This window comes from Glutamicibacter sp. MOO4, from assembly GCF_056934395.1.
This window is the reverse complement of record NZ_CM167800.1, coordinates 2,205,947-2,226,041: the sequence shown is the minus strand read 5'-3', so window position 1 is coordinate 2,226,041 and position 20,095 is coordinate 2,205,947. Positions and strand designations below refer to the sequence as shown.

Below are 20,095 nucleotides of genomic sequence, written 5' to 3'. Positions count from 1 at the left end.
ACAGCATTTTTCTAGTGCCTTGTGCCATCCTTAAAACATGTCACCTACCCCCGTTGAACCTATAGACGATACGGTCGAGGAAGTTATAAAAGTTTCAAGCTTTCTTCCTGAGTCCATGCAATTCTGGGCTGTCGTTCTGGCCGGTGCAGTCGTTGCCGCGCTCTTAGCCTTCGCCTTTAGTACCGTTGCGCGGCGCATGCTCAAACGCATCGGTGTAGAAGAAGCCGATGTTCGCGCTACCCGACTTCCCTTCTTTGGATTGGTCACCTCAATCATCGCCAAGTCGGCCTTTGCCCTCTTCTACCGGGACCGTTCTTGGTACAACCCGTGGCAGTTTGTCATCCTGATCATCCTGGTAATCTTCCTGACGTGGTTCATCATCAAGCTGGTGCGCGTTGTCGAATCAGGCATGATGCTGCGGTTCGAATCAAAGTTTGGTCCTGGGCGTCGTTTGGCCAAGGTGCAAACTCAGGTGGGGTTGATGCGCCGCGTGCTCATCGCCGTATTGTGCATCCTCGCAGTAGCCGCCGTGCTGTTGACCATCGAGCAAGTCAGGGCCCTGGGCGCAGGACTTTTGGCCTCAGCTGGTCTGGCCTCGGTAGTTGTCGGTTTGGCTGTGCAATCAACGCTGGCCAATGTGTTTGCCGGGCTGCAAGTTGCCTTCACCGATTCAATCCGAGTGGATGACACCGTGGTGGTTGAGGGGGAGCGTGGCTCGGTTGAAGAAATCACCCTGTCCTATGTGGTGGTCCTACTGTTGGACGGTCGCCGAATGATTCTGCCCTCCACGTATTTCACCACCACACCGTTTGAGAACTGGTCACGTCGCAGCACTGAAATTTCTGGCAACGTCGCGTTGCAACTGAAACTTAATGCGCCGGTGGCCTACCTGCGCGAGCGCACCACCGAGCTACTTGAAGCGTCGGACTGGTGGGATGGCCGAGAAAATGAGCTTCTGGTGACGGATGTTCAGAATGGTCTACAGACCGTGACCATCTACCTCTCCTCACGAAATGCCGGAGACCTGTGGAGTCTGCGCAATATGATCCGCGAAAAGCTTTTGGGCGAGCTACTAGAAAGCTACCCGGAGTGCCTACCCGATCCTCGGATGGTTCCCGGCAACACCGTCTGATCCTGAAGTAAGAGCGTAATTAAGCAATTGACCCCCAACACCACATTAGGTGTTGGGGGTCAATTGCGTTCAGTGTGATTTAGAGGCGAAGAGCTGCCGGGCCATAGTCGTCGTAACGTTGCTGTCTGGCGGTGGCCTCGCGCAGGGCGGAAATCAAAGACTCGGCCTTGTCGATGAGGTCCTGAATCAGTTCATCATCGCGTTCCACCCAGAGGTACTCGGGCACATCACGCAACGGAATAAAATCCTGATGTTCTTCCCAAACAAACAGCGTACGTTCTGCCCCAATGACATGCTGTTGCCACAGAATCTGGCGCAGGTAGTTCTTGGGGATTCTTTTCAGTGGCTTATTGGTGGTCTTGATTTCAGCTAAGACCGGAGCACCGTCAGCATCAAATCCCAGCCCGTCGGGGGTGGCTAAATGAAGTCGTGAAGCTTGGGAATGAAAAAGCTGGGACGAAGGGAAAATGTTGAAATTTTCTTGCACCCAGGCGGCGATGACTGGCTCGCGCTTGCGACCGTGATCGGTGTAGGGATTACCGGAAAAACCGTTGCCGTAGAGCTTGTCCCACGCGGCATTCTTGATGGACTTCTCAGTGGAAAGTTTGGCCACGTCGGTGGCGGTGATGCCCTGCGCTCGTGCCCGCAGCCATTCAATACGATTAGTTGAATCAGCGAGGACGCGTTGGAAACATTCATGTTCAACGCCGGGCACAGTTATCACCTGATCTATTCTTCCCCATAAACCCAGAAGAACCGTGCATCTGCAGCTACTGAACTAGGTGAGACTAGTCGCTGGCACGGGCGATAGCAGTCAAAAGCTGAGGCAAAGTAGGAGTATTACTGGCGCGGAATTTTTCCGTGTCGCCCTGCATCAAGCGAATCATTGGCGTGCTGGTGACTCCCAGGTCCTCGCCGCGTTGAACTTGCTCCACCACATTGACTTCTTCTACTTCTAAATCAGGAAGTAGTTCTTGGGCTCTAGCTACAGTCTGGCGAGTACGAACGCAGGGTGCGCAAAAGGGCTGTGTGTACAGTTCCAATTTCATTAGTTGCTCTAGAACTCCTGTAGGACTGGTTCAAGTCAGAATCGCTCCTACTGCGGGATGAACCCTGCTCGCAGCTACTTCGGCCCGTGCACCGATGTGCAAGCAGACCAATATTGAAAACATTGAATCATGCTTGAAAATTCCATAGATCATCCACCCGTACTCAATGCACAGGACCTACGCCGTAGTTTCGGCTCCACCACCGCGCTCAATGGCGTAAATCTGAAAATCTCCCTCGGAGAATCACTGGCAATTATGGGTCCGTCAGGATCCGGCAAATCAACTTTGCTTCACGCGCTGGCAGGCATTGAACTGCCAGATACGGGAAGCCTAATCTTGGACCTTCCCGGACAAGCACGAGTAGATCTGCAACAGCTCAATGACAAAGCTCGAACCAAACTGCGCCGCCAGTCCTTCGGATTCGTTTTCCAAGCAGGACTGCTAATCCCAGAGCTTACTGCCGAAGAGAACGTGGCAATGGCTTTGATGATCAACGGAACCTCGCGTCAAACTGCGATGATGCAGGCAGGCCAAGTCTTGGCTGCGTTAGGTCTTGCTGGAATGGAGCAACGTCGAATAGGCCAGCTCTCTGGCGGACAGATGCAGAGAGTAGCGATTGCCCGTGCGCAGGTCACTGGTGCCATGGTTGTTTTTGCCGACGAACCTACCGGCGCTTTGGACTCAACTACCGGTGCCGAAGTACTAGACGTGTTGCTCGCTTGCACCGTGGGTGCGGGAAAGTCATTGGTCATGGTGACCCATGACCCGTCGGTAGCTGAGCGTTGTGACCGCGTTGTAAAACTCAGCGACGGGAACCTGATCAGTGACAGCCGCCAGGGCAGCAGCACTTTTGTGGGTCAAACCCGATGAACCTATTGCATCTAGCCTGGCTGCTGGGGCGCCCAGCCAAGGCTCGTCTAGCACCTCAAGTTCTCACCGTCAGTGCTTACGCCATGGTCAGCACGATTCTGCTGATCGTACTTGGTGGAGCGTATTCCTTCACCAGCTTTGAAGCCGAAGCTCAAGGAGCATATCTTCCATTGGCGGGAATAGCGGTAGTGCTCCTTGTGGTGCCGCTTCTAGTACTTGGGTCAGCCGCTGCCAGACTATCTGCACGAGCTAATGACCGGGCGCTATCTTCGCTGAGGTTACTCGGTGGAACCGGAGCACAGATTAGTGCGGTGACCGTGATTCAAGCGGCTGCCACGGCATGTGCCGGTGCGCTCGCCGGTGTGGTGCTGTACTTGGCTTGTGCTCCGTTGGCGTCATTGATTCGGTTCCAAGGAGCACCCATTGGCAAGGCCATTTATCTGCCGGCTTGGATTGTTGCGATAGCAGTATTCGCTGTCGTTCTTCTCTCCGCCATCAGCGCAGCTGCGGGTCTACGCAAGTTAGTTATCTCGCCCTTGTCTGTGGCTACTCGCAGAACGGTGCCGGTGCCAAGCTGGGTCCGCGCTTTGATTTCGGTAGGCAGCATCATTGTGTTGTGTTTGGTCTTCCTCAATTTGGGGAAAGTGACTGAAAGTATTGCCGTAATCATCGTGGTGATTCTTGCTGGCTTTGGTTTCGGACTACTCGTGCTGAACTTAGTTGGCCCCTACCTTGTTTCTAAGGTGGGCAAGCGCAAGCTCAAGACGGCTAAAACTCCACAACAGCTCCTGGCCGCACGAATGATCTTGGAAAGTCCCGCCGAGTCTTGGCGACAGGTTTCCGGCGTCGCGATGGCCTCATTTGTTGCTGTGGTGGGAGGCAGTGGCGCAGCCCTGATGCAACAGTCAGCAACAGATGTAATAGATCACTCCTGGTATGACTATTTACCCGGCGATATTCTCACCGGCGTTCTGGTGACCTTGGCAATAACCTTCATTTGCGTGGCTACGTCCTCCGCTATTAGCCAGAGCGCAAGTACCTTGGACCGGGCGCCACTGTACTCAGGACTACACCGCCTAGGGATGCCGTACTCCACCATGAATTCGGCGCGCACTAATTCATTGATGATCCCGGCGCTGACTGCGTCGATCGGTTTTGCGATCGCTTCGACCGTTCTGGTCCTGCCGTTGGCTGGGATGGCAGTCATCCTCAGCCCACTGACGGTGCTTACCGTTATTGTCGCCGTGTTACTTGGTTTGCTTTTGGTTAGGGCATCAATATTGGTCGCGGATCCGAAAAAGTTGCTAACGGCTGGAAGATAAAGACAGTGATCAGGGTCCATTCTCTGATTCAGTAAATGGTTAGCATCACTTCATGGGCGGTGATTAGGTACGCTTCGTGTTGCGTATTGATCCGATTACCGCGTATCGTGGCATACGGCTCGGATAGGTAACCCTTACCTATCTTGGCAGTAATGTTTCACAGAACCTCGCATAGTCTGGAATCACCGACCCATGAAAATTTCACGTCGCGCCGGAATCTTCGCCGCGTCCACCGCAATCCTCGCTCTGAGCCTGACCGCTTGCGGTTCCTCGGGCACTTCCGCAGATTCTTCGGCTGATTCATCAGCCAAAGCTGGCGAAGATTTCGCCCCGGTCACCATCAAGAACATTTATGGTGAGACCAAGATTGATAAGGCGCCAGAGCGCGTAGCTACCATCTCATGGGTCAACGCTGACACGTTGTTGGCTTTGGACACCGTTCCAGTAGGCATGGATGCCGACACTTACGGCCAGAACAAGAACAATTCCACGCAGTGGAAGGACGAGGCGCTGGCCAAGCTTGACGCCTCCATCGGTTCCGAGAAGGCTCCAGCACAGTTCACCACCGGTGATGACCCTGACTACACCGCCATCGCCAAGAGCAAGCCAGAATGTCATCTTCGCTCCTTACTCGGGACTGAAGAAGGAACAGTACGAAAAGCTTAAAGAGATTGCACCGGTAGTCGGTCCAATCAAGCCGAACTACACCTCCGGCTGGCAGGAAGTCACCGAAGCCGCCGGACAGATGCTCGGTAAGGAAGATCAAGCACAAACTTTGATCAAGAAGGTTGAAGGCGACTTGGCTAAGGTCGGCGAGGACAACCCAGTCCTGAAGGATACAACCTTCATCGCAGCTGACTTGTCCGCCCCGGATACCGCGTACGTGTACTCCGAAGGCGACACCCGTCCACGCTTCTTGACGGCATTGGGCATGAAGCAGGCTGACTACGTGCAGAACAACGCCGCCAAGGATACGTTCTTCTTCACCGTTTCCCCTGAAAAAGTCAACGAGTGGGATTCAGATATCGTCTTCTCCTCAGCGATCGCCGGTAACACCACTAAAGACATCGTGAAGTCGCAGCCGCTGTACGGTCAGATCCCTGCGGTGAAGAGTGACGCGGTGGCACTGCCAGGCACCGATGAAGCAACCCTAGCTATCTCGGCAGCTTCGCCGCTGTCCCTGGAATGGTCCTTGGACACCGTGGTTCCAAAAATCGTAAAGGCTGCCGAAAACGCAGCCAAAGCAAAGTAACTGCTAGCGATTCGACGCTAGATAGTGCAACTGCGCTTCCAAGGATCGGCTAGCCGCGCCAACCAGGCGCGGATCCAGGTCGGGGTAGACAACGTCCAGCAATTGAGCTGGGTCAACGTCCGCCCCGGCCTTGCCGAGTTTAATCAGGGCCCCACGAACTTGATCCAATCGGGACTCACGATGCGCAAGGTAGGCACGCAACAACTGATGCGAGGCAGTGTGTTGCTCGCCGTGCGCTGGATGCAGGGGCATGTCATCAAGGCGCAGCAGCCGATCCAAGGAAGCAAGGTAATCTTCCAGCGTTCCGTCCGGATGATCCAAAATAGTGGTCCCGCGACCCAATACGGTGTCGCCGGTGAACAGGTGCGGGCTGACACCGTTGAGCGTAAAGCACACCGAGTCCGAGGTGTGGCCCGGAGTGAAATGAACCTGAACGTTGATGCCCGCGCAGCTAATGACTTCGTGGTCTTCCAACGCTGCCGCATCCCGGCAGTATTCGTTCAACTGGGCGCGAACCGGTGCCTGGCACAGCCGATGCAGGTAGTTGATACCGTCGGTGTGGTCGCCATGGCGGTGCGTGATCAGCACCAACTGAATTTCAAATTGGGCCAGCGATTCCAAATGAGCGGGAAGCTCGGGTCCTGGATCAATCAACACCACCGGGGTACCGGGGCTCAACGCAGAAATTTTCGGGTCGAAGAGCAAATAGGAGTTAGTCCCATCCAACGTCATTTCCGAAGGGTTATCGGCCTGCAACAAAGCGATACCCGGAGCAATCAGGGTGGGAGCGGAAAGATGATCCATAGCAATGAGTGTAGGAACCTATGACCTCGACTGAAAGTGTGACGCGCCCAGAGCACGAAGCTGCCGGTCCGCGTCTGCCACGCAAAATCGGGGCATTTATCATCCTCGGAGTGTTGTTGGTAGTTGCCATTTGCGCGTCGTTGCTCTTTGGCGCACGCGCCGTTTCGCTGTCCGCGCTCAGTGATGCGCTGTGGCATTTTGATGCCACCAACGGAGATCAAGGCGTGGTCGCTTCGCGCTTTGCACGGACCATCGGGGCCATCGTGGTCGGGGCCGCCTTGGGCATGGCCGGTGCAGGACTGCAGGGTCTAACTCGCAACCCGTTGGCCGATACCGGAATTCTGGGACTGAACGCAGGATCCGCGATGAGCGTGGTGGTTGCCATCGCTTTTTTGGGTGTTAGCTCGCTGACCGGGATCATGATTGCCGCCTTTATTGGTGCGGCGCTGGTGATGACCTTGGTGTACGTGGTGGCCAATGTGGGGCGTGAAGGTGCCACCCCCATCAAGCTGGCCCTAGGCGGCGCGGCCCTGGCCGTGGGCGTAGGGGCCGTCACCAACGCGATTCTGATGATCTCGGATTCCACCCTAGATCGATTCCGCATGTGGCAGATCGGATCCCTGTCCAGCACTCCACTAGACACGTTCCTTGGTGCGGCGCCGGTTGTGGCCGTTGGAGCATTAATTGTTTTGTCTACCGCGCGGGTGTCCAACGCCGTCTCCATGGGAGATGACACTGCCACCGCGCTAGGCTTCAACTTAGGACGAGCACGCCTGCTGGGCTCGATCGGTGTGGTCATCCTGGCCGGTACCGCCACGGCGGTGGCCGGGCCCATCGCCTTTGTTGGCTTGATGATCCCGCACGCCGTGCGCTTACTGGTGGGCTCGGATTACCGGTGGTTAATGCCTGGGTCCTTGCTGGCCGGGCCGATCCTCTTATTGGTGGCTGATACCGTGGGACGAGTGATCGCGCCACCGAGTGAAATCCAAGTTGGCGTCATGTGCGCAATGATCGGCGGACCCCTCTTTATCCTGATGATGCGCAGCGGCATGAAGTCGGTGAGCCTATGAGCACCAACGAAATGACGCAAGAGACGGTGAAGCAAAACAAAGCGGAACAGAGCCGGCCGCAAAGGACTAAAAACCGGGTGCTTCGAACCACCATCTGGATGTCGGCCGCCATCATTCTTTCCATCGTGGCTTACCTGTTTTGGGGCCGCGACCGCCTACCTGCCACCGAAGTTCTACAGGTGCTTAGCGGCCAAAAGGTCCCCGGAACGAGCTTTATTATCATGTCCGATAGGCTGCCACGAGTAGCTGTTGGCGCCTTGGCTGGTGCGGGTCTTGGTATCTCCGGCGCACTCTTCCAGCGTTGGCTGGGCAACCCACTGGCCAGCCCCGATGTGATCGGCGTGGGCTACGGTGCCTCGGCCGCCGCGGTGTTCGCGATGATCACCCTGGGTTATACCGACTGGAAACTGAACGTCTTCGCCTTAGCCGGTGGACTGATTGTCGCCGCGCTGATTTATTGGCTTTCAGCGTCGGGTAAACGCACCGGGCCACGATTGATTTTGGCTGGGCTAGCCATCGGATCCATGCTGCAGGCACTGATCCAATATCTTCTGACCCAAGCTCAGGTGAATACCGCGAGCGACGTGATGCATTGGCTCTCCGGTTCACTGTCTTCGAGCAACTGGCATAGCGCCCTGGTGCTCTTGATCAGCCTAGGAATTATTGGGGGAGTCTTCCTTCCCTTTGTGCTGCGTCAGCTCAAAATGCTGGAACTGGGCGAGGATTCGGCAGCGGCACTGGGCGTCAATGTCAGCCAGGCTCGCACGCTGCTGGTGTTTGTGGCCGTCGCTATGGGGGCGATGCCCATTGCAGTGACCGGGCCACTGGCCTTTGTGGCGTTCCTTGCCGGTCCGATTAGCGCGGCCCTTTCGCGTGGGCCAATCAACATTCCCCTTGCCGGATTGACCGGCGCAACCCTGGTGATTATCGCCAATTTTTTTGCAGCAAATTTGTTCGCAGATCTTGTACTGCCGGTAGGGGTAATTACCGGCGCATTCGGCGCACCGTTCCTGATTTGGATTTTGGTGCGCGCCAACTCAACCGGAAACGGGGGCTAACCCATGGCCACTTTGCAGGCTAGCGATCTGACCTTGGCCTATGACAAGGTCACCATTGTCGACGAACTGTCCTTGGACATCCCCACCGGGCAGGTGAGCATTGTGGTCGGCGCAAACGGTTGCGGCAAGTCCACCCTCTTGCGCGCCCTATCACGACTGCTTAAGCCCACCGGTGGGCAGGTGCTGTTGGACGGGGCGGATATTCATTCCAAGCCGGCCAAGGAAGTCGCAAAGATTTTGGGTCTGCTGCCACAGTCACCAACCGCGCCGGATGGAATCACCGCCCGCGAGCTGATCAGCCGTGGACGTTACCCACACCAGGGCTTATTCAAGCGCTTCTCCGCTGAAGATGAAGCGGCAGTGAACCACGCAATGGAAATGACCGGCACCACCGAGCTTGCCGACCGTGCAGTCGACGAGCTCTCTGGTGGGCAGCGTCAGCGTGTCTGGATCGCCATGGCGCTGGCCCAGGAAACTGACCTGTTGTTACTTGATGAGCCCACCACCTTCTTGGACGTGGCGCACCAGCTTGAGGTGCTTGATGTGGTCAGCGAGTTGAATCGTAGTCGCGGCATCACCGTGGTCATTGTGTTGCACGACTTGAACCTGGCAGCGCGCTACGCCGATTATCTGGTGGCCCTGCGTCACGGAAAGATCTACGCTGCCGGGCACCCGAATGAAGTGGTGACCGAAAAGACAGTTAAAGATGTTTTTGGGATGCCAAGCCGAGTTATCCCTGACCCGGTGGGTGGCACTCCACTGGTTCTACCTATCGGACGTCACCGGGTATTGCGCACCGAGCAGGTGCTGGCCTCCAAGGGTATTTTCCGCAGTGAGCCCAAAGCACTTGAGCCTTCTACCGGTACGCAGCCAGCTGAAGCAGAACAAGATGAGACGACCGGCGAATCTGAACAGAGCGTTCGCCCGGCCTACGAGCACGTTCCAACGTTGGCTTTTGAGACCACCTTGATCAAACGTCAAGAACTCTCACCTTCCTTCCGCCGTCTGACTTTCAGCGGCAACGACCTGGATTACTTTGGGACCAACAGTCACCCATTGGATATGCGGATCAAGTTGTTGCTGCCACCAGCTGGCGGTACCGCGCTGACCGACGAAATTGCCTCGATGCGCCCGAACGCGATGACCAGTCCAGCGGATCAAGTCGGTTGGTACAAGCGCTGGTTATCCATTGATCCGGACACCCGCGGCCACATGCGCACCTACACCGTTCGTGCCTTCCGCGAAGCCGGTCACCGAGATAACGCTGGGCTCACTGCAGAGCTAGATATTGATTTTGTGATGCACGGACACATGGTGGATGGAAAGCTACACGGCGGTCCAGCCACCGAGTTTGGTGATCGCGCCCAGGTGGGTGACCAACTGTTGGTCCTTGGCCCTAATAAGTTCCTCAATGATTCCAGCTACGGCGGCATCGAATTCCGTCCAGGCGATGCCGGCCGCATTGTGCTGGCCGGGGATGAAACGGCCGCTCCGGCAATTTGTGCGATCCTTGAGTCATTACCTTCTCATGTCACCGGACATGCCCTGATCGAGGTGCCAGAGACCACCGACATTCTGGGTGCTTCGACTCGTTCTGGGGTGTCCGTACAGTGGCTTACCCGCGGAAATAGTGAGCACGGGGAGCTACTACGATCGGCCTTGCGTCAGGTCGTGGCAATCCCGGCAGCCGGTGTTGTTGATACCAACGCCGAGCCTGAAGACATTGACATTGATTCCGAAATTCTTTGGGAGACCGGCCAAGCCAACAACGCCCCGTTCTACGCGTGGGTTGCCGGTGAGGCAGCGACCGTGAAGGAAATGCGCCGTTACTTGGTGCGTGAAGCGGGTCTAGATCGCAAGCAGGTGGCCTTCATGGGCTACTGGCGTCGTGGGAAGACCGAAAACTAGAACTGAATTTTAGTCCTTGGACTATTCCAAAGCGGCGGCCCTGAAAATCATTAAATGGTTTTCAGGGCCGCCGCTTTTTGGTTTTGAGAACTAGTTGCTGCTCGCAGGCTTGCAATCGGAACGCCGTGGGCGAGGATTTTCCCTGTTTAGGATCTCCAGCAGGCGGGTGAGCTCCCTGCGATCATCGCCCGGAAGCTTTTCAAAGTACCCGTCCATGCTCTCGCGTCTAAGCCGAGTCAGCTCACCTATTTGAGCCTTGCCACTGGGGCTCAGTGCGATGAGTGTGGCACGTCGGTCTGCAGGATCCGGGGTGCGGATCACCAGCTCTTTAGCTTCAAGCTGGTCGACAACCTCGGTGGTGGAGCGCGCGGCGATATGTAGTCGCTCTGCTAAGTGCGAGTTGCGCATCCCCTGGTTTTCGGCATGGCTGAGCAGGCTCAACACTCGCGATTGATGTGGGGTGATCCCTAAGGGGATGAGGTTTTCTCGCCAGCGCCCGCGGATAACGCGCGAGGCCCGGAGAAAGAGATCTGCCAAGTCATCCTTGGACTCTTCGTTCTGCATGCTTTCAAGAATAGTGTGTTCTTCAGAACAAATTCAAGATGAAACCACATAGTGAGGTTACCTCTGCTATTCTTTGTGTGAAAAGAGTGATGAGGGAGGATCTATGAGTTCAGGAGCAACGCACGGAGCACCGGCCGCGCCTACCGGTGGTGGCCGCATGAAAAATTCGGCCCAAGATAAACAATGGCTAGCCGAGCATCCGGTCTCACTCAAGCGTGTGGCCGAACTTTTTAGACCGCACCTGGGCTCTGTCATCGTCGTGGTCCTACTGATCGTAGCCTCGTCCATCATTGGCCTCGCTCAACCCTTCATTGTCCGCGAGCTGATTGATGACGCCATTCCCAATAGCAATGTTCGGCTTCTGATGTTCGGCGCCGGGGGACTGGTGCTCATTGCGCTAGCTACCGCGGTGCTGGAAGTGCTGCAAACGTGGCGCGCCACCTTGATGGGGCAGCGCGTTATGCACCGACTGCGTACCGGTCTCTTTACCCACTTACAGAAACAGTCGCTCGGATTTTTCACCAACTCCCGTTCAGGGGACGTCCAATCTCGATTGATCAATGATGTCGGGCAGATGCAGTCGGTCATTACCAATTCGGCAACCAGTATCGCTTCAAACCTGACCACCGTGGTGGCAACAGCAGTAGCCATGGTTGCTATCTCTTGGAAGCTCAGTCTGATTTCTTTGATTGTCTTCCCTCCGGCAATTTTGCTGGCCAAACAGACCGCAAAGTTGCGGCGCGCGGTCACCGGTAAGCGACAGCGCGAGATGTCTAACCTGACCTCGCTGATTGAAGAGCGGCTGAGCATCTCAGGAGTACGCCTGTCCAAGATCATGGGCACTGGTAGTGCGGACGCTGCGGTCTTCGCGGATTCCAGCCATAAGCTCATTGACCTTGAAATGAAAAGCGCCCTAGCCGGACGCTGGCGCATGGCCACCATGAGCATCATTTTTGCGGCTATTCCAGCTGCCCTCTATCTGGCTGCCGGATTGCCGGTGACAGGCGAAGGAATGAGTATCGGTACCCTGGTTGCCTTCACTGGGCTACAAGCTGGGATCTTCCGTCCAGTCATGGGCTTGATGCAACTATCGGTTCAGTGGGTTTCGGCCATGGCCTTGTTCAGCAGGGTTTTTGAGTACCTTGATACTGAGCAAGAATTACCGGTGCCGAAGAATCCAAAGCCGGTGGAACCAGAAAATGTTCATGGGTACGTAGAGCTTCGCAACGTGAGCTTCCGCTACCCGCAAGCTAATCGGGCGACCTTGGATCAACTAAATCTGACACTTGAAGCCGGCACGATGACCGCAGTGGTCGGCTCTACTGGTTCCGGTAAGTCCACTCTAGGCTCATTGCTTCCACGATTGCTGGACCCAACTTCGGGACAGGTGCTGCTCGACGGAGTTGACCTCAAAGACTATGCGCCAGAAGGCATCGCGAATGTGGTCTCTGTGGTGGCTCAGGAGAGCTACTTGTTGCACGATACTGTCAGGGCTAACTTGCTCTGGGCTGCACCGGAAGCAAGCGAAGCTCAACTGTGGCAGGCGCTCGAAGCTGCGCAGATTGCAGAGCTCATCCGCGGGTTGCCTCAGGGCATAGATACCGAGGTAGGTCAGCGTGGCCATCGGTTCTCCGGTGGAGAACAGCAACGTCTGGCCATCGCTCGAACCATGCTGCGCAAGCCAAAGGTTCTGGTGCTGGATGAGGCAACTAGCGCACTGGATACAGTCACCGAAGCGTTGGTGCAGCAGGCGCTGGATGAGCTTGCAGTTGGGCGTACTACTCTGCTCATTGCACACCGGCTAAGCACTGTGATGCGTGCGGATAAAATTGTGGTGCTCGAAGATGGCCAGATTGCTGAGGCAGGAACCTTCGACGAGCTGGTGGCCCTTGGTGGTCGCTTTGCGCGATTAGTTCAAAACAGCGAGCTAGCCGCGCAAAGGAACTAGCAGGAGGAGTCTCTGAGCCCTTGCTTTTCCAGTGAGTCCAGGATCTTTGGCAACGCGGATTCCAGTGCTTTGCGTTCTGCAGGATCAAGGGAATCAAAGAGCGTTTCGCGCACAAAGGTGACGTGGGTCGGCGCTGCACTTTGGATGGTTTGTTGACCCAATTCGGTGAGCGCAATTTGGTGACCGCGGCGATCGGTTTCATCCGAGCAACGGCTGATCAAGCCCTTGGCTTCCATACGACGAAGCAGGTGTGAAAGTCGGGAGCGGTCCCAGCGAAGTCCTTGAGCAACGTCAGCGGGACGTAAACTTGGTTCCGGAGTCTCTGAAAGTACCGCCAAAACCGAATATTCCCCGGACTGCATTTGTGCATCGCGGAGTAACTGACGGTCCATTGCGCTGGGGAATTGCCAGAGGAACTCGCGTATCGTGCGCCAGAGTTCCTGCTCGCTATCGGTGAGCCAGCGGGTCTCGTCGCTCTTCATGATTTTCTTTCACCCTTGTATCGTTAGCCCAATAAAATTTTGTTGACGCATCAATCATCTCGTGTAAGGTTGGTTTTGGCAACATAGGCTGACACGTCAATTAACTGATGGCCAGCTACCTGCCGAAATATTGATTCACATCATCATGTTCAACGGGCAGCCGTTGTTCTAGGGTCGATGTGGAAGCACACTGAATGTGTAGAGCATGAAGGACTTTGGAGGGAAACGATGAGCGAAGAATATTCAACGAAGGGTGCCTATGTCACCGGCGGAGAATTCACCCGTGATACCAACTACATCCAAGACCGGATTGTCGCTGATACTGCGCCAGAAAATTACAGCAATGAGCATAACGACAGCAAGATCGGTCATCCGTTGGCCGGTGTTTCTGAAGGTGCCCAGCTGTGGCCAGTAGAAGCAGGGCGCTACCGCTTGGTGGCAGCTCGTGCTTGCCCTTGGGCCAACCGCACCCTCATTGTTCGCCGACTGCTTGGCCTAGAAGATGCCTTGTCCGTTGGGCTTCCCGGGCCAACCCACGACGCCCGCAGCTGGACTTTTGATCTAGATCCAGACGGGAAAGATCCAGTTCTAGGCACCGAACGAATCCAAGAAAACTACTTCAAGCGCTTTGCTGACTACCCTCGTGGCATCACCGTTCCGGCCATCGTGGATATCCCATCCGGTGCCGTTGTCACCAATGAGTACCCACAAATCACCTGGGACCTATCCACCCAGTGGAAAGAATTCCATCGCGAGGGTGCACCAAATTTGGTGCCGGAAGATCAGCTAGATGAAATGCTTCCGCTGATCAAGCGGATCTTCACCGAAGTGAACAACGGCGTATATCGCGCAGGATTTGCTGGGGATCAGAAATCCTACAGCGACGCTTACGATCGTCTTTTTGATACGTTGGATTTCCTGGAAGAGCGACTTGCTACCCGTCGTTTCTTGATGGGGGACTACATCACCGAAGCGGACGTACGTCTGTTTACTACCTTGGTGCGTTTTGATCCGGTGTATCACGGTCATTTCAAGACCAACCGCAACAAGCTGGTCGAGATGCCTAACCTTTGGGGTTATGCCCGTGATCTGTTCCAGACCCCTGGTTTTGGTGACACCATCGACTTTGAACAGATCAAGGCTCACTACTACGTGGTGCATGAAGACATTAACCCAACCCAGATCATCCCGAAGGGTCCAGTGCTAGAAAACTGGTTAGAACTCTCGGGTCGTGATCAGTTGGCCGATAACGGTCCGTTCCTCAACGGCACCGCACCGGGTGAAGTTCGAGCCGAAGAGCGCGTGCAAGCCGGCCACAACCCGTTGTACTCGGCATAGCTAGTAGAACGCTTAGGCTAAGTGGTCTTAACCCCTGGGTTCGGGTGACGTTTTGAAATCGTCAAAACCTGCCAGCTCAGGGGTTTTCCATTTCTTGAGCTTTTCTTCAGTTTTAGTTTTGAGTCGAACCGTCAGCGACATGGCCCGATAGGTAGGTCAGAGGCAGGCATCAGGCGTGGCAGGATTAAAGCATGACGATCATTGCAGCTGCAGATGGATCCGCCCTAGGTAACCCAGGGCCGGCCGGTTGGGCCTGGTACGTGGATGACAATAATTGGGCGGCCGGTGGTTGGGACCACGGAACAAACAATATGGGGGAGCTGCAAGCAGTCCTTGAACTCTTCCGGGCCACCGCACACCTGCCTGATGAAGAGCTAAAGATCCTCTGTGATTCGCAGTACGCCATCAATTGCATCAGCAAATGGATGCCGGGCTGGAAGAAGCGCGGCTGGAAAAAAGCCGATGGCAAACAGGTGTTGAACCAAGACATCCTCAAAGAACTTGATTCGGCCATTGTCGGCCGCAAGTACACCTTTGAATGGGTCAAGGGTCATGCCGGGCATGACCTGAACGAGGCTGCCGACGAACGTGCTCGCGCAGCGGCCACCGCTCATCAAAGGGGAACTTCCCCTGACGCTGGCCCCGGTTACATCGTGGGAAGCGCACAAGCGCCAGCCGCGGCAAGTGCTTCCACTACGTCCGCGCCGGCAGAGCCAGTTGAGCCAGCTCACGAAGCCGAACAACCCGCACAGGTATCTGCGCTAGTGTCAACATCCGGGGACTTTGCCGCGACGGTTTATGAGCTGGAGCAAGGATTCCTCGACCCACAAATCCGCACCAGCTTTACTGAGATCGCCGACTTCTTGCACCCCAGCTACCAAGAGGTGACCCGCCACGGTGGGCTACTGGATGTAGCAACCATCGGCACCCTGTTGAGTTCCGGATCCTCCCTGCCCACCACGGGGCAGATGCAGGTTCTGGCCACCCGACAGATCAGTGAAGAAATGGTGTTGCTGGCCTACCGAATGAAGCCAAGCGACTCTGAAGTTTTGGTGGTCTCCTCCTGGTGGCAACTAGGCGAACAGGGCTGGAAGCTTCGCTTCCGTCAGGAAACTATCGAGCAGTCCGCATAGCGGCCAGTGCGAGATTAGAGGCTTAAAGAACTGTGGTCCACCGAGAAAAATTCTCGGTGGACCACAGCTGTACCCGATGCTATTTATTCGTAGTGCCCGGGGCGGGTTTCGATAATGCCCTTTTTGTAATTGATGCGGTTGACCAGCCAGGTCACTGCCCAGAGCAGTACGCCAATAACCAGCAATAGGCCGGCAATTTCGTACTGCACCCAGTCCTCGCGCGAACGGGCCCACGGGCCGGCGAGGAACAGGCAGAAGGCTACGCCGAGAATCGGGATGACGGTCGGGGTACGGAAGGCATCTTCCGGTGCCTTTTCGCGGCGCAAGACCAGCAATGAAACATTAACTACGGCGAAGACGCAGAGCAACAGCAGTGCTGTGGTTCCACCCAGCGAGCCAACAATGCCGTTCTCGCTATCCAAGTTGACGTAAGCCACCAAAGCAATGGCCAGCGCGGTGCTGAACAAGATGGCTACCCAAGGGGAGCGGCGGGTGGAGTGCACCTTGCCCAAGAACTGCGGGAGCACGCCTTGACGGGCCATGCCGTAGAGCAATCGGCTTGCCATCAGCATGTTCATCAGCGCGGTGTTGACCACGGCAAAAACGGTCAAGAACGGGAAGATAGCGTCCACCGGAATGTTCGGGGCGCCCAGGCGCACCACGTCCAGCAAGATACCGGCATCTGGATTCTTCGGGTTCAGCAAGTCGCCGGTAGGGATCACCATGATCACGGTAACTGCCACGAGCATGTAGATCACTGCACACAAACCCAGACCAATAAACATGATCTTCGGGAATACCTTGTTTGGGTTCTTGGTTTCTTCCACCAAGTTCACCGAGTCTTCAAAACCAACCATGGCGAAGAAGGCGATGGCGGTACCCATGGTTACCGCGGCAAAAAGACTGCGGTCCGACGGGGTCTCGAAGACTACAAGACGGCTGATATCACCCTGACCGGACGCAATAACAGAGAAGCCGATGCCGATGATCACTGCCATGATGGCCAGCGAAATAATGGTCAAGACGAGGTTGAACCTGACGCTCTCACCCACACCTCGCAAGTTGATCAGCGCAAGGATCACGATGATGGCAATGGCAGCCCACATGCCCGCTTGTGGCGTGGTGGGGACACCATCAATGAACTGGCCAAAACCGATCAGAAGGTTCTGACCAACCAAGGTTGCTGAGGTCGCGGCACTAGTAATGCCTGAACAGGCCACGGTGAAAGCCACGATGAAAGTGACAAAATGGATGCCAAAAGCTTTGTGCACGTACAGAGCCGCGCCAGCGGCGTGTGGGTACTTGGTGACCAGTTCGAGGTAGCTAAAAGCGGTCAAAGTTGCGATGGCAAAAGCAACGAGGAACGGCAACCAGGCCGCGCCACCCACTTGGCCAGCAACCTTACCGGTGATGGCAAAAATGCCTGCGCCGATGATATCGCCCATGATGAGGAATAGCAGCAGCTTGGGGCCGATCACCCGCTTGAGTTCTGTATCCTGGCCCTGGGGTACTGGCGTGTCACTATTCACAGTCATGCGATCGAGATCATCTCCTTCAGTAGTAGGTGGCAAGCATGACAAATTTAGTTGTTGCACCCATAGTCGGCAAACCGTCTTCTGAGTTGGCTCACAGTATCACGAGTCCAAAGGTTGCAAAATGACGATAAGCGGTACTACGCCCCTCTAGCTGTGACCTGACATACGGATGGGATCTTAGTAGCATGTTGGCGAGCCAAGTGAGAATTGCGCTGGATCCGACTAGGGTTAGTTGAAAAGCGACAAGCACTTTAAGGACGTAGATGGACTCGGTGATTAGCGAAGATTTCGCACCTTTGGCTCAAGCTCTGGAAGCACGAGCTGCTGAAGAAGAAAACTACTCGGCACAGCTCGCTGTTTATCACCGGGGTGAACTCGTGCTCAGCCACAGCGTCGGTGAGCATTTAGCGGCGGATGCACTGACCTGTGTCTTCTCGTGTACCAAAGGCATGGGCGCACTGGTCATCGCCTTACTCGTCCAAGATGGCCTGATTGATCCAGCTGCCCCAATGACCACCTACTGGCCAGAATTTGGCGCCGGTGGAAAGAATAAGCTCACCGTTGGCGAGGTGCTCAGTCACCAGGCTGGCGTTCTTGGTGTTCCCGGCGGTGTACCAAGTGAAGTCCTACTGAACTCGGCTGAATATGCCAAGGTTCTGGCGTCCATGCCAAGCATCTGGCCGCTGGGTCAGAACATCGTTGGATATCACGCCATCACCATGGGCGTACTGATGGAAGAACTGGTTCGCCGCGTCGCCGGCAAAGAGCTTAAAGATGTTTTTGAAGAGCGCATCCGTAAACCTCTGTCGGCAGACGTTTATATCGGACAAGACCCGTCGCTGGAATCACGCTACCGAGATGTCTTAGCTGGCGTTGAAGCGCCAAGCGAATTTTTTGATCCCTTCTCGCCAGCTGGCCTGGCGGTAAACTCCGCCTCCGGATTCGCCTTGGCAGACGGTCCGGTTTACAACTGGCATGAGCTGGCCAACTCAGCCCAGGTACGTCAGATCGGTCCGGCGTCCATGGGTGCGGTAGCCAACGCTCAAGGCCTGGCCGGAATCTATGCCGCATCCTTCGGCGCCGTTCCATCCCTCGGCGCGATGCAAGGATTCCTCAGCGCGGACACCTGGTCACAGGTCTCCACCGAACTGGTTTACGGACTGGATCGAAGCAACGGTTTGTTGCAGGCTTTTGCCTTGGGATTCATGAAGGCTACCGCCCGCAATAATTACGGCTCCATCTTCGCCTACGGTCACGACGGAGCTAACTCATCTTTGGCCTTTGCCGACCCTGCCTACCAGCTCGGCTTTGGCTTCATTCCCTCACGCAACGAAGGACCCAAAGACACATCTACCGGGGTCAAGCTCAGTCAGCTGGCGCGCCAGCTGATCCTCGCCAAGAACGCCAAGGCTAAATCAAACTGAACCTTGGCAAACTGAACCTTGGCAGTGAACAGAAAAATTTAGCAGATACAAAAGTGAGATTGAAGTGAAGAAGTATTTGGCATTGGGTGATTCGTTCACCGAAGGCGTCGGCGACGTAGATTCGAATCGACCTAACCAGGTGCGCGGATGGGCCGACCGAGTCGCTGAAGTGCTCAGCGCGCAGGGCGACTGGGAATACGCCAACCTCGCGGTACGCGGAAAGAAAATCGGTCAGGTCATCAACCAGCAACTGGACCAAGGCCTGTCCATGAAGCCAGATCTGGTGAGCATCTACGCCGGCGGAAACGACATCTTGCGCCCCAGAGCAGATCTTGATGCGCTGATGCGTGGTTATGAAGGGATGGTCCGACGCTTCACCGAGGCCGGAAGCACCGTTGTACTCTTCACCGGTTTTGACACTGTCGAATCTCCCTTGTTCTCCAAGACCCGTCCGCGTACTGCGATCTATAACGAGAAAATTCGCGAGATTGCCGATAAGTACGGCGCGGTCATTGCGGACTACTGGCGTTGGCGCGAATTCTCAGACTTGCGTTATTGGTCTGTAGATCGCCTGCACATGAACGAGCTGGGACATGCACTGATGGCCGCGAGGGTTCTTGACGTTCTTGGACGACACCAGGTCACCGACGAAAACTGGGCAGATAAACTTCAGGCTCCGGTTCTGCCGGATCACGCGGTGAACTCTCGCGGCGAAAAGCTGAAGCAAGAATTGGGTTGGGCTACCGAACATTTGGTTCCTTGGGTTAGGCGCAGGCTCTCGGGCACATCCTCGGGTGATTCCTTGTCAGCAAGGTATCCGCAGTACGTTCAACTCACGGCGGTCACGAAGTAAAACTTTTGTGACAGTTCAACGCAGCGCGACTCTTTGACCTAAAGCGCGAGGCAGGTAACATGGTTGTGTGCTGCAGATCTAAGATCAGCAGCACACGCCATAGACGGATGGCGGGAGAGTCCCGTTCACACCATGGACGGGCGCCGTAGGAGCAATTCCTCCCCAGGAAACTCTCAGGCCCCCGTACCGCCATCACGAGGCAACTCTGGAAAGTAGCCGGCCAGATCCGGTTCACCGAAGGTGCAAGTGCTCGGCTTTGTTGGCCGAACACGTAAAACTCTCAGGTAGTGCAACAGGGATGGGGAGGCAAAGCGTCCTTCCTTTGGCATGCGCCAAGACAGATCCCGTGGAGA

At 55.7% G+C, this 20,095-nt stretch carries 19 protein-coding genes and 1 riboswitch; of the genes, 13 read left to right on the top strand and 6 right to left on the bottom strand.

Annotation, left to right across the window (positions count from 1 at the left end; all coding sequences use genetic code 11):
* The first annotated feature begins 37 nt into the window (after positions 1-37).
* Positions 38-1,132, top strand: a complete 1,095-nt coding sequence (locus AC1Z3F_RS10385; RefSeq protein ID WP_131089023.1) for a mechanosensitive ion channel family protein — start codon at positions 38-40, stop codon at positions 1,130-1,132.
* Between the two features lie 79 nt (positions 1,133-1,211).
* On the opposite strand, the gene AC1Z3F_RS10380 is transcribed toward AC1Z3F_RS10385, so the two are convergent.
* Together AC1Z3F_RS10380 and AC1Z3F_RS10375 are read right to left on the bottom strand one after the other, a co-directional pair.
* Positions 1,212-1,847: a YqaJ viral recombinase family protein gene (locus AC1Z3F_RS10380; protein ID WP_483565658.1), complete on the bottom strand. Its 636-nt coding sequence runs from the start codon at positions 1,845-1,847 to the stop codon at positions 1,212-1,214.
* Between the two features lie 73 nt (positions 1,848-1,920).
* Positions 1,921-2,181, bottom strand: a complete 261-nt coding sequence (locus tag AC1Z3F_RS10375) for a thioredoxin (protein WP_131089022.1) — start codon at positions 2,179-2,181, stop codon at positions 1,921-1,923.
* Positions 2,182-2,310: 129 nt separating this feature from the next.
* Between AC1Z3F_RS10375 and AC1Z3F_RS10370 the strand changes: the two genes are divergently transcribed.
* The 4 genes from AC1Z3F_RS10370 to AC1Z3F_RS10355 all read left to right on the top strand — a co-directional run bounded on the left by AC1Z3F_RS10370 (position 2,311) and on the right by AC1Z3F_RS10355 (position 5,625).
* Positions 2,311-3,051 carry an ABC transporter ATP-binding protein gene (locus tag AC1Z3F_RS10370; RefSeq protein WP_165477296.1) on the top strand — a complete coding sequence of 247 codons (741 nt, stop codon included), beginning with the start codon at positions 2,311-2,313 and terminating at the stop codon, positions 3,049-3,051.
* On the top strand, positions 3,048-4,373 hold the full coding sequence (locus AC1Z3F_RS10365) for an ABC transporter permease family protein (RefSeq protein WP_165477295.1): 1,326 nt from the start codon (positions 3,048-3,050) through the stop codon (positions 4,371-4,373). The genes AC1Z3F_RS10370 and AC1Z3F_RS10365 overlap by 4 nt, the downstream gene beginning before the upstream one ends.
* Before the next feature lie 192 nt (positions 4,374-4,565).
* Entirely contained in the window at positions 4,566-5,039 is a 474-nt protein-coding gene (locus tag AC1Z3F_RS10360) for a hypothetical protein (RefSeq protein WP_483565657.1), read from the top strand.
* Positions 4,945-5,625, top strand: a complete 681-nt coding sequence (locus AC1Z3F_RS10355) for an ABC transporter substrate-binding protein (protein ID WP_483565656.1) — start codon at positions 4,945-4,947, stop codon at positions 5,623-5,625. The genes AC1Z3F_RS10360 and AC1Z3F_RS10355 overlap by 95 nt, the downstream gene beginning before the upstream one ends.
* Positions 5,626-5,628: 3 nt before the next feature.
* Here the strand turns inward: AC1Z3F_RS10355 and AC1Z3F_RS10350 are convergent, their stop codons facing one another.
* A complete protein-coding gene (locus AC1Z3F_RS10350) occupies positions 5,629-6,429 on the bottom strand; it encodes an MBL fold metallo-hydrolase (RefSeq protein WP_131089019.1) in 801 nt (266 codons plus the stop codon).
* A 20-nt stretch (positions 6,430-6,449) separates the two neighbouring features.
* Here AC1Z3F_RS10350 and AC1Z3F_RS10345 point away from each other — a divergent pair, with 20 nt between their 5' ends.
* The 3 genes from AC1Z3F_RS10345 to AC1Z3F_RS10335 are packed head-to-tail and all read left to right on the top strand — an operon-like array spanning position 6,450 to position 10,465.
* Positions 6,450-7,499 (top strand): FecCD family ABC transporter permease, encoded by a 1,050-nt coding sequence (locus AC1Z3F_RS10345; protein WP_483565655.1) that lies wholly within the window; start codon positions 6,450-6,452, stop codon positions 7,497-7,499.
* Positions 7,496-8,557: a FecCD family ABC transporter permease gene (locus AC1Z3F_RS10340; RefSeq protein WP_262199445.1), complete on the top strand. Its 1,062-nt coding sequence runs from the start codon at positions 7,496-7,498 to the stop codon at positions 8,555-8,557. The genes AC1Z3F_RS10345 and AC1Z3F_RS10340 overlap by 4 nt, the downstream gene beginning before the upstream one ends.
* A 3-nt stretch (positions 8,558-8,560) precedes the next feature.
* The gene (locus AC1Z3F_RS10335; protein ID WP_483565654.1) at positions 8,561-10,465 is read left to right on the top strand and encodes an SIP domain-containing protein; all 1,905 of its coding nucleotides are present in this window, start codon (positions 8,561-8,563) and stop codon (positions 10,463-10,465) included.
* A gap of 90 nt (positions 10,466-10,555) precedes the next feature.
* Here the strand turns inward: AC1Z3F_RS10335 and AC1Z3F_RS10330 are convergent, their stop codons facing one another.
* A complete protein-coding gene (locus AC1Z3F_RS10330) occupies positions 10,556-11,029 on the bottom strand; it encodes a MarR family winged helix-turn-helix transcriptional regulator (RefSeq protein ID WP_131089015.1) in 474 nt (157 codons plus the stop codon).
* A 103-nt stretch (positions 11,030-11,132) separates the two neighbouring features.
* On the opposite strand from AC1Z3F_RS10330, the gene AC1Z3F_RS10325 reads away from it, so the two are divergent.
* Positions 11,133-12,977 (top strand): ABC transporter ATP-binding protein, encoded by a 1,845-nt coding sequence (locus tag AC1Z3F_RS10325; RefSeq protein WP_483565653.1) that lies wholly within the window; start codon positions 11,133-11,135, stop codon positions 12,975-12,977.
* Here AC1Z3F_RS10325 and AC1Z3F_RS10320 read toward each other — a convergent pair.
* On the bottom strand, positions 12,974-13,459 hold the full coding sequence (locus AC1Z3F_RS10320; RefSeq protein WP_131089013.1) for a MarR family winged helix-turn-helix transcriptional regulator: 486 nt from the start codon (positions 13,457-13,459) through the stop codon (positions 12,974-12,976). The genes AC1Z3F_RS10325 and AC1Z3F_RS10320 overlap by 4 nt on opposite strands.
* Positions 13,460-13,687: 228 nt before the next feature.
* Here AC1Z3F_RS10320 and AC1Z3F_RS10315 point away from each other — a divergent pair, with 228 nt between their 5' ends.
* Positions 13,688-14,797 carry a glutathione S-transferase C-terminal domain-containing protein gene (locus tag AC1Z3F_RS10315; protein WP_483565652.1) on the top strand — a complete coding sequence of 370 codons (1,110 nt, stop codon included), beginning with the start codon at positions 13,688-13,690 and terminating at the stop codon, positions 14,795-14,797.
* Between the two features lie 191 nt (positions 14,798-14,988).
* Positions 14,989-15,930 (top strand): RNase H family protein, encoded by a 942-nt coding sequence (locus AC1Z3F_RS10310; protein WP_131089011.1) that lies wholly within the window; start codon positions 14,989-14,991, stop codon positions 15,928-15,930.
* An 83-nt stretch (positions 15,931-16,013) separates the two neighbouring features.
* Here AC1Z3F_RS10310 and AC1Z3F_RS10305 read toward each other — a convergent pair whose 3' ends face one another.
* Complete coding sequence (locus AC1Z3F_RS10305; protein WP_131089010.1) at positions 16,014-17,465, bottom strand: APC family permease; 1,452 nt, start codon at positions 17,463-17,465, stop codon at positions 16,014-16,016.
* A gap of 263 nt (positions 17,466-17,728) precedes the next feature.
* Between AC1Z3F_RS10305 and AC1Z3F_RS10300 the strand changes: the two genes are divergently transcribed.
* Both AC1Z3F_RS10300 and AC1Z3F_RS10295 read left to right on the top strand, forming a co-directional pair.
* On the top strand, positions 17,729-18,889 hold the full coding sequence (locus AC1Z3F_RS10300; protein ID WP_131089009.1) for a serine hydrolase domain-containing protein: 1,161 nt from the start codon (positions 17,729-17,731) through the stop codon (positions 18,887-18,889).
* 64 nt (positions 18,890-18,953) lie between these two features.
* The gene (locus tag AC1Z3F_RS10295) at positions 18,954-19,742 is read left to right on the top strand and encodes an SGNH/GDSL hydrolase family protein (RefSeq protein WP_315973786.1); all 789 of its coding nucleotides are present in this window, start codon (positions 18,954-18,956) and stop codon (positions 19,740-19,742) included.
* Between the two features lie 101 nt (positions 19,743-19,843).
* A riboswitch (glycine riboswitch) is annotated at positions 19,844-19,941 on the top strand.
* Positions 19,942-20,095: the final 154 nt, after the last annotated feature.